We start from the raw sequence: 8,472 nt of genomic DNA, 5'->3' as shown, positions 1-8,472 counted from the left end.
TGGCTGCCGAAGAACCCGCCAGCCAGCGCCGCGGGCAGGTTTTTCGCAACCGGTTTGCCACCCCACACCACGGGCTCGGCGCCTTCCTGCGCTGGCAGTGGGAATCACGCGGACGCTTCCCCGACCACCAGTCCTTTCCGTTACACACCCCGGATCCGGAGCAACTGCGCCACCCCGGCAACCGCCCGCAAATCACCTGGATCGGCCACGCCACCTATCTGTTCCAGCACCGGGGCTGGAACCTGCTCACCGATCCGGTGTTTTCCGATCGTTGCTCCCCGTTCACCTTCGCCGGCCCGAAGCGGGCGGTGCCGCCAGCACTCACCATCGAGCAACTGCCCGACATCAATGCGGTGCTGATATCCCATAACCACTACGACCACCTGGACAAGGCCTCGGTAAAGCAATTACAGGCCCGCTTCGGGCGCGACATTCTCTGGTTCGTTCCCCAGGGTATTGCCGCCTGGCTGCGCAAGTTGGGGGTAGAACGGATCATCGAGCTGGGCTGGTGGCAGAGCGACTACCATGGCCAGGTGGAGGCTTTCTGCCTGCCCGCCCAGCATTTCAGCGGACGGGGTCCTAACGATCACAACCAGACCCTGTGGTGCAGCTGGCGCCTTAATTTCCCGGATTTCAGCCTCTATTTTGCCGGCGATACCGGGTATGCACCGCTGTTTAACGAAATTGGACAAGTATTCGGACCGGTAGATCTGGCATTATTGCCCATTGGGGCCTACGAGCCGCGCTGGTTCATGTCACCGGTGCACATCAACCCGGCAGAAGCGGTTAAAATCCACCAGGATATTCAGGCGCGCCAGTCCCTGGCCATGCACTGGGGCACTTTCGTGCTCACAGACGAACCCATGGATGCGCCGCCCAAGGCGCTGGCCCAGGCCCTGACAGAACAACACATTGAACACGCACATTTTCGGGTTCCGCAGCATGGCGAAACCCTGACCATTGAACTGACACATGAATAAACAATACCCCGGCCGCCGTCTGTGGATGGTGGTTCGCCTGCTTGCCTGGCTTCCCTTGCCGCTGGTCACCGGGTTCGGTGCCGCCGTTGCTACCCTCGTGACCCTGGTGCCGCTGCGCTACGCCAGCGCCTACCGGGTGGTGCTGATCAACCTGCTGGCCACTCACCCGCAGATGTCCTATGCACAAGCCAAAAAAATCGGCCGCCAGAGCCTGCGCGAGCTGGGCCGCACGCTCACCGAATTCAGCCACGTCTGGCACCGGCCCGTGGAGGAAACCCTGTCACGGGTGACCCATATCCATGGCGAACAGGCCTTTCTCGATGCCTGCGCCAGCGAACGGCCAGTATTGATGCTGTCACTGCACCAGGGCAGCTGGGAAATCAGCAACCTGTATGTGGGCGACAAGGGTAGCCGGGACAAAACCCTGATCATGTACCAGCCCCACCCGGCCACGCTGATGGATGCCATGGTCAAGGCGGCCCGCGAACGCACCGGCTCCGTGCTTATCCCGACCAACAGCCAGGGCGTCAAGCAGGCACTGGCGGCCATGAAAGCCGGCGGCACCCTGGGCATTCTTTCCGACCATAATCCGGGCAACCGCAGTAACCCCTCTGTGCCGTTCTTTGGCTATGACGTACCCACCCCGGCGCTGATCGACAAACTGGTCCAGCGTTACCGCCCCCATGTGTTTATCGTCTCCTGCATTCGCGGCGAAGGCGGCGTCAAAGATATCCACCTGCACTTCGAAGAGGCCCCGGCCATCGAGCAGGCCAACAACACCACCGATATTCTTACCGCCATGAACAGCGGCCTGCAGCGCTGTATCGACCGTAACCTGAGCCAGTACCAGTGGACCTACAAACGTTTCAAATGGAGCCCCCGCGGCCGCCGTAACTGGTACCGGCAATCCAGCCGCCTGCTGAGTGAGATTCGCAAGGGCACAGATCGCAAGGCGCTGGGCCTGCATCCCGACGCAAAGCAGTGAACCCGCTGCCGGCCAGCGCTCGGGTCGTGTAGAATAACGCCATTGTTTCATGCGTTTACGCAACGCACTCATTCACCTGTGACCCAAGGTCCTGGCCGCAGTTACCGGGTTTTCCGTTCTGGTCTCCTTGTTCGCCGCAGCACTGCCTGCGCCCCGGTCGCGTCTCACAGGAGACCGCAATGTCTTTCTTGTCTCGTACCTTTCAGGCCGTGGATGTGCCGGTCTTTATTCTCAGTGGCGGCCTGATCCTGCTGTTTGTGGGCCTGTCCCTCTGGGATCTTGAGCAAACCGCCGCCTGGGTACAAACCAGCTTTGCCTGGTCCACCAAGTTGTTTGGCGCCTATTGGCAGCTGCTGATGCTGGCCACCTTTTTCGTTTCCCTGTATCTGGCCATCAGCCGCACTGGCAACGTTCGCCTGGGGGGGATGGATAAACCGGAGCTATCCACCTTCAAGTGGGTGTCAATCATCATGTGTACCCTGCTCGCCGGCGGTGGCGTGTTCTGGGCGGCAGCGGAACCCATTGCCCATTTCATCTCGGCACCGCCGTTGTTTGGGGAAGGCAGCACGCCCATGGAGCAGGGCACAAATGCTCTGGCGCAGAGCTTCATGCACTGGGGCTTTCTGGCCTGGGCCATTCTCGGTTGCCTGACCAGCGTCACCCTGATGGTGTTGCACTACGAAAAAGGCTTGCCGTTGAAACCCCGGACACTGCTGTATCCGGTATTCGGTAACCGCATCATCCACGGCCCCGGCGGGGCAATCGTCGATGCCTGCTGTGTGCTGGCGGTGGTCGCCGGCACGGTTGGCCCCATCGGCTTTCTTGGCCTGCAAGTCAGCTTCGGTCTGAATGATTTATTTGGTATCGCCGATAACTTCAGCACTCAACTCGCCGTTATCCTCGGCCTGGTTTTGATCTACACCATCAGCGCCATTACCGGCGTAAACCGGGGCATCCAGATCCTCAGCCGCTTTAATGTGATCCTCGCCATCGTGCTAATGGTCTTTATCCTGATCGCCGGCCCGACCGCATTCATTATCGACGGTTTCGTGCAGGGCCTTGGCACTTACCTGGGCGAGTTTTTCCCTATGGCTACCTTCCGCGGTGACCCTGGCTGGCTGGACTGGTGGACGGTGTTCTTCTGGGGCTGGTTTATCGGCTATGGCCCCTTAATGGCACTGTTTGTGGCACGCATTTCCCGCGGCCGCACCCTGCGACAGCTGGTCGGCGTGGTGGCGCTGGTGGCCCCTCTCGTCACCTGCTTCTGGTTCACTATTGTCGGCGGCACCGGCATCTCCCTGGAAATTGCCCAGCCGGGCATTATTTCCAAACCGTTCGAAGGCTTTAATCTGCCCGCCGCCTTGCTGGCCACCACCCAGGCCCTGCCCTGGGGCACCTTGCTGTCCGGCCTGTTTCTGGTACTGACCACCATCTTCGTGGCCACCACCGGCGACTCCATGACCTATAGCGTATCCGTGGTGATGACCGGCACAGAAGAGCCGCCCTCGGCCATACGGGTATTCTGGGGCATCATGATGGGCGCCAGCGCCGCCATTCTGATCAGCATCGGTGATGGCGGCATTGACGCCTTGCAGAAATTCATTGTGGTCACGGCGGTACCGGTCTCACTGGTTCTGCTGCCCAGCCTGTGGACTGGCCCCGCACTGGCCGGCGAACTGTTGCGCAAGCAACAAGCCTAATTGCCTGCAGCCCAGGGCGGCGGCACAATGCTGCCACCCCGGGCTCGCATCCGGCTCCCCCTATTTTCAGCCCCTGGAGTGGCTCGCATGACTATCGAAAACGGCAAGGTGGTCACCTTGCAATACAGTCTGTTCAACGCCGATGACGGCAGTGAAATTGAAAGCTCCCGGGAAACCGGCGAGCCCATGGCCTACCTGCACGGCTACAACAACATCATCAAGGGCCTGGAAGTGGCGCTCGAAGGCAAGAACACTGGCGATGAAGTGGATGTCACCATCAGCCCGGAAGACGCCTACGGTGAATACAACAACGAGCTGTTCCAGCGTATTTCACGCAAATACCTGAAGCACGCAGGCAAACTGGAACCGGGCAAAGTGGTCACCGTTTCCACCGATGAAGGCCCGCGCATGCTCACCGTGTTGAAAGTGGGCCTGAAAACCGTGGACGTGGACGCCAACCATCCACTGGCCGGCAAGTCCCTGCGCTTCGTGGTGGAAATCACTGATATTCGTGACGCAACCGAAGACGAGAAAGCCCACAAACACGCCCATGGCGTCGGCGGGCATCAGCACTAACTCCGCTTCATGCATCGCGCGGCACGCACCAACGCGGGGAAAGGCCGGATAAACTCACAGGCCTTCTCCGCGACCTCACCGCAGGTGCTTGAACCCTTGGTTCGAGTAACGAGTTTCGAAAAGCGAAAACAGTGGGCCCGGTTTTGCCTTTCGAAACTCGTTACTCGTGACTCGTCACAGTTCCCCGAAGCGCGGCCCACCTTATCGCCCAACCCAATACCCCTCCCCGCGTTGCAGCTTGAAGCTTGCAACTGCGCATTTTCAGCCATTTCCTACCGACGGACCTGTCACCAACGTGCTATCTTTGTGCATCAGAATAATGCACAGGAACACAGGTATGGATATGCCGGAATACAGTTACTGGATTATCGCCGGGCTCGCTCTGATGATCGCCGAATTTGCCGTCTCTGGCCTGGTGGTGATCTTTTTCGGTATCGCCGCACTGCTGGTGGGCAGCCTGAAATTTCTCGGCCTGCTCGACGACACCACCTGGGAACTCACTATTTTCGCGGTTACCAGTGTGTTGCTGCTGGTGTTTGTTCGCCGGGTTCTCAATGACAAGCTGATGGGGCGCGAGCGGCAACGCCAGGGCGAGGAAGACAGCGCCGGCTTGATCGGCCACCGCGCCACCGTGGCTGAAGCCTTCGCCAAAGGCACCGGCACCGTCAGCTACCGCGGCGCCCGCTGGCAGGCCCAGTGCAGCCAACCCCTGAATCCAGGAGATATGGTGCGCATTACCCAACACGAAGGGCTCTGGCTCACCGTGGAACCCTGGACGCCGTCATCAGCGCAAAACGCATCAAACGACTGAATCATCCGTCGTTCATAAAGCACCTTCTCGCACATTTTTCTCACGTAACAACAAGGAACTGTATCCATGGCTGGTTTGATTATTTCCGGACTTCTCGCCCTCGGCGTTGTCGTTCTTCTCTTTATGGTGATTCGCATCGTGCCCCAGCGGCAGGTGTATGTGGTTGAACGGTTGGGCAAATACCAGACGTCTTTGGACGCAGGCCTGCATTTTTTGATGCCCTTTATCGACCGTGTCGCCTACAAACACTCCCAGAAAGAAATTGTTCGCGACGTACCGCGCCAAAGCTGTATCACCAAGGACAATATCGAAGTCTCCATCGATGGCGTCATGTACCTGCAAGTGGTCGATCCCAAAGCGGCCAGTTACGGCGTGGATGACTATGTCATGGCCGCCCAGCAACTGGCCCAGACCACACTGCGTTCGGTGATCGGTAAAATCGATCTGGACAAAACCTTCGAAGAGCGTGGCGAAATCAATATGGAAGTGGTTCGTGCCGTAGACGAAGCGGCCCAGCCCTGGGGCGTGAAGGTCCTGCGTTACGAAGTGGCCGACATCAATCTGCCCGTGTCCATCAAGGACGCCATGGAGAAACAGGTCCGCGCCGAGCGGGAACGTCGCGCGGTTGTGGCCGAATCCGAAGGTGAGCGCCAGGCCGCCATTAACCGTTCCGAGGGTGACCGCCAGGCGGCGATCAACCGCTCCGAAGGTGAAAAGCAGGAGATGATCAACATCTCTGAAGGTGAAAAAATGAAGCAGATCAACGAAGCGGAAGGGCGCGCGCAGCAAATCGAGCTGATCGCCACCGCCACCGGCGAAGGTCTGCGCCAGGTTGCTGCAGCCGTGAAAGAGGACGGCGGCCAGGAAGCGGTCAGCCTGCGCATCGCAGAGCAATACGTTACCGCCTTCGAAAAAGTGGCCAAGGAATCCACCACCATGCTGCTGCCCCAAGGCCTCAGCGATATCGGTGGCACCGTCGCCAGCCTGCAAAAAGTCCTCAAGACCGTGGAAAAAACCCCGGCCTGATCCCCACCTTAAGGAGCTTGCCCAGGCAAGCTCCGCCCTCTCTGTAGGAGCACCGCTTGAGGTGCGAACCGATCACAGCGAGGCGACAAAGGCAGAAAGCCCACCGAAAATTTCTATATCTGTCGAGCGCTGAAGCGCCTGATCGCCTTTCGTCGATTCCGCGTTGGCACGCGGTTCGCACCTCAAGCGATGCTCCTACAGCGGCTTTGTAGATATCTTCTTTCCGTCAAGGCTTGCATTCCCTCCCTACCATCCCGACATTCTTTAAATCCCTGTGCCACACTGATTAGGAGCCCCCATGTCTCGCCACTTTGAAAAAGCCGAAGGCCTGTTCGAACACCCCGATGAAGTTACCCACGAATACCTGTTCAACCAGACCATGCTGCGCATCAAAGACCCAAAATCCAGCCTGGACTTTTATACTCGCGTGCTCGGCATGCGGTTGGTTCGCAAGCTGGACTTTCCGGAGATGCAATTCAGTCTCTACTTCCTTGGCTACCTGAGTGAAGAAGACGCCGGCGATGTGCCTGCAGATGCCGCCAAGCGGCTGACTTACACCTTTGGCCGCGAAGCCATGCTTGAGCTGACCCACAACTGGGGCACTGAAGATGACGCAGACTTTTCCTACCACGATGGCAATGCCGAGCCCCAGGGCTTTGGTCATATCGGCATTACCGTTCCCGACGTTTACGCAGCGGCGGAGCGCTTCGAAAAACTCGGCGTGGACTTCATCAAACGCCCTGATGACGGAAAAATGAAAGGCCTCGCCTTTATCAAGGACCCGGATGGTTACTGGATCGAAATTCTGCAAGCCGACATGATGGAAAAGCAGCAGTCCTGATTGTTTTTTATTTCACTTTTTTGACAGAAAAAATTCCTTTTTGCATTCCCTCCCGACTCTCCCTTATGGTTTGGGTTTGGCATAACGCCGAACTCACCATACGGGGATGACTTGATGACCACCTTGCTTACCGCGACACAGAAAAAAGCCTGTCAATCTCACGAGCACAACCCCGCCCCCAACGGCCCGCGCGCCAAAGCGCTGCTGGCTATCAACAGCGGGGCAACACAGCAGCAAGCCGCTGCCGATTCCGGCCTCAGCATTGGCCAGGTACGTTACTGCCTGCGTCGCTTCCGGCTGGTAGGCCTGGATGTTTTCACAACACTGACAACGACAAAAAACAGCGCAACCAGCACCCAAAAAACCAAAGAAAAAGAGCCCAAGAAAAAATCCGGCAAAAAAGAAAAATCGGACAAGGGAAGCAAGAATACAGAAAAGAAAAAGAACAAAAAAACGGAAATGAAAGGAAAGAAAAAAGACAGCAAGAAAGTCAAAAAATCCAAATCGAAAAAAGACAAAAAAAAGAAGAAAAAGTAATACAGAATTAATTTTTCTTGCAAGAAACCCTGCTTATTTCACGTCGGTGATATAGTGAATGTCAGTGGCCAGAGGGCGATACCTGCCAGGCATAATCCATTTGCCGGGCGGTGCGCTCGGCCAGTTCGCGGCTGTGCAACCGTTCCACCAAATGCAGGCTCATATCGATACCCGCAGAAATACCAGCGGAAGTTAGTCGGTTGCCATCTTCAATCCAGCGCACTTCGCTCTGAACGTCCAAATCAGGAAAACACGCGCGCAGTTCAGCAATATCTTCCCAATGGGTTGTCACTTTTTCATCGGTCAGCAGCCCGGCTTTGGCCAGCAGAAATGCGCCCGTACAGACCGACGTCACCCAGCGAGCCTGTTCCCCCGCCCGACGAATAGCGCCGAGCAGGGCAGCACTGTTCATGGCTTCGCTATGTACCCCACCGCTGACCAACAGCACATCCAGGGACGGGTGGTCCTGCAGGGTGAAGTGACTTTGCACAGGGAAACCACCCCGAGCCATCACCGGCGTTTTCTCGCTGATTAACGAGACACGCCAGGGTGGGGCGTCACACAACCGGGCTGCGGTGGCAAACACCTCATAGGGACCAGCAAAGTCCAGCACCTCGGCCTCATCGTAGATTACAATTCCGATTTGCAGCATGACGGTACCTGTCCACTATTTGGCGGGAAGAAGACGCACGAATTCAAAGCACGCGCAAAGCCAGCGTTGCAGCACCTCATCGTCCGACAGCACGGCATCATCCACCATGATCATGCCCTTCATGGGCCGACCGGTGAAATCCATTTCGCTGGCCCCCGGCTCCATCAACAAAGCACCATAGGCCTGAGGCCCAACCCGGACCAACAACCGCTCGCCAAGAATGCCGCAACACATGTTTCCGGCGAGCATGAAGCACAAGCCGCCGAACATGCGTTTCTCATCTGGCAACGTGCCGGCCACCTGCAGCCATTGTTCCCGTACGCGCTGGGCCAGCTCACCATCGAATGCCATCAATCCCTCTCGA

10 protein-coding genes are annotated in these 8,472 nt (G+C 57.8%); 8 read left to right on the top strand and 2 right to left on the bottom strand.

From position 1 onward, the window contains the following. The 8 genes from CL546_RS03085 to CL546_RS03050 form a co-directional block, all read left to right on the top strand. A partial coding sequence (locus CL546_RS03085; RefSeq protein ID WP_290492968.1) for an MBL fold metallo-hydrolase occupies nt 1-980 on the top strand: 980 nt, incomplete at its 5' end. After that, nucleotides 973-1,965 carry a lysophospholipid acyltransferase family protein gene (locus CL546_RS03080; RefSeq protein ID WP_290492967.1) on the top strand — a complete coding sequence of 331 codons (993 nt, stop codon included), beginning with the start codon at nt 973-975 and terminating at the stop codon, nt 1,963-1,965. The genes CL546_RS03085 and CL546_RS03080, both read left to right, overlap by 8 nt. A 179-nt stretch (nt 1,966-2,144) precedes the next feature. Then, nucleotides 2,145-3,665 (top strand): BCCT family transporter, encoded by a 1,521-nt coding sequence (locus CL546_RS03075; protein WP_290492966.1) that lies wholly within the window; start codon nt 2,145-2,147, stop codon nt 3,663-3,665. Between the two features lie 87 nt (nt 3,666-3,752). After that, entirely contained in the window at nt 3,753-4,241 is a 489-nt protein-coding gene (locus CL546_RS03070) for an FKBP-type peptidyl-prolyl cis-trans isomerase (protein ID WP_290492965.1), read from the top strand. A gap of 337 nt (nt 4,242-4,578) precedes the next feature. Further along, nucleotides 4,579-5,052 (top strand): NfeD family protein, encoded by a 474-nt coding sequence (locus CL546_RS03065; protein ID WP_290492964.1) that lies wholly within the window; start codon nt 4,579-4,581, stop codon nt 5,050-5,052. A 66-nt stretch (nt 5,053-5,118) separates the two neighbouring features. Beyond that, nucleotides 5,119-6,078 carry an SPFH domain-containing protein gene (locus CL546_RS03060; RefSeq protein ID WP_290492963.1) on the top strand — a complete coding sequence of 320 codons (960 nt, stop codon included), beginning with the start codon at nt 5,119-5,121 and terminating at the stop codon, nt 6,076-6,078. 298 nt (nt 6,079-6,376) lie between these two features. Further along, nucleotides 6,377-6,919 carry a lactoylglutathione lyase gene (gene gloA, locus CL546_RS03055; RefSeq protein ID WP_290492962.1) on the top strand — a complete coding sequence of 181 codons (543 nt, stop codon included), beginning with the start codon at nt 6,377-6,379 and terminating at the stop codon, nt 6,917-6,919. Nucleotides 6,920-7,033: 114 nt separating this feature from the next. Beyond that, entirely contained in the window at nt 7,034-7,456 is a 423-nt protein-coding gene (locus CL546_RS03050; protein ID WP_290492961.1) for a helix-turn-helix domain-containing protein, read from the top strand. A gap of 61 nt (nt 7,457-7,517) precedes the next feature. On the opposite strand, the gene CL546_RS03045 is transcribed toward CL546_RS03050, so the two are convergent. Together CL546_RS03045 and CL546_RS03040 are read right to left on the bottom strand one after the other, a co-directional pair. Beyond that, on the bottom strand, nt 7,518-8,108 hold the full coding sequence (locus tag CL546_RS03045; protein ID WP_366603455.1) for a DJ-1/PfpI family protein: 591 nt from the start codon (nt 8,106-8,108) through the stop codon (nt 7,518-7,520). 15 nt (nt 8,109-8,123) lie between these two features. Beyond that, entirely contained in the window at nt 8,124-8,459 is a 336-nt protein-coding gene (locus tag CL546_RS03040) for a TfoX/Sxy family protein (protein ID WP_290492960.1), read from the bottom strand. Nucleotides 8,460-8,472 lie beyond the last annotated feature (13 nt).

Origin of the sequence: Alcanivorax sp. (assembly GCF_002726155.1) — a bacterium.
Lineage (GTDB): Bacteria > Pseudomonadota > Gammaproteobacteria > Pseudomonadales > Alcanivoracaceae > Alcanivorax.
Note: the sequence above shows the minus strand (reverse complement) of the source record. Positions and strands in the feature narration are given on the sequence as shown.

Coding starts and splice junctions, on each gene's coding strand:
- CL546_RS03080 (WP_290492967.1), top strand. CDS start 973: ATGAATAAACAATACCCCGGCCGCCGTCTGTGGATGGTGGTTCGCCTG.
- CL546_RS03075 (WP_290492966.1), top strand. CDS start 2,145: ATGTCTTTCTTGTCTCGTACCTTTCAGGCCGTGGATGTGCCGGTCTTT.
- CL546_RS03070 (WP_290492965.1), top strand. CDS start 3,753: ATGACTATCGAAAACGGCAAGGTGGTCACCTTGCAATACAGTCTGTTC.
- CL546_RS03065 (WP_290492964.1), top strand. CDS start 4,579: ATGGATATGCCGGAATACAGTTACTGGATTATCGCCGGGCTCGCTCTG.
- CL546_RS03060 (WP_290492963.1), top strand. CDS start 5,119: ATGGCTGGTTTGATTATTTCCGGACTTCTCGCCCTCGGCGTTGTCGTT.
- gloA (WP_290492962.1), top strand. CDS start 6,377: ATGTCTCGCCACTTTGAAAAAGCCGAAGGCCTGTTCGAACACCCCGAT.
- CL546_RS03050 (WP_290492961.1), top strand. CDS start 7,034: ATGACCACCTTGCTTACCGCGACACAGAAAAAAGCCTGTCAATCTCAC.
- CL546_RS03045 (WP_366603455.1), bottom strand. CDS start 8,108: ATGCTGCAAATCGGAATTGTAATCTACGATGAGGCCGAGGTGCTGGAC.
- CL546_RS03040 (WP_290492960.1), bottom strand. CDS start 8,459: ATGGCATTCGATGGTGAGCTGGCCCAGCGCGTACGGGAACAATGGCTG.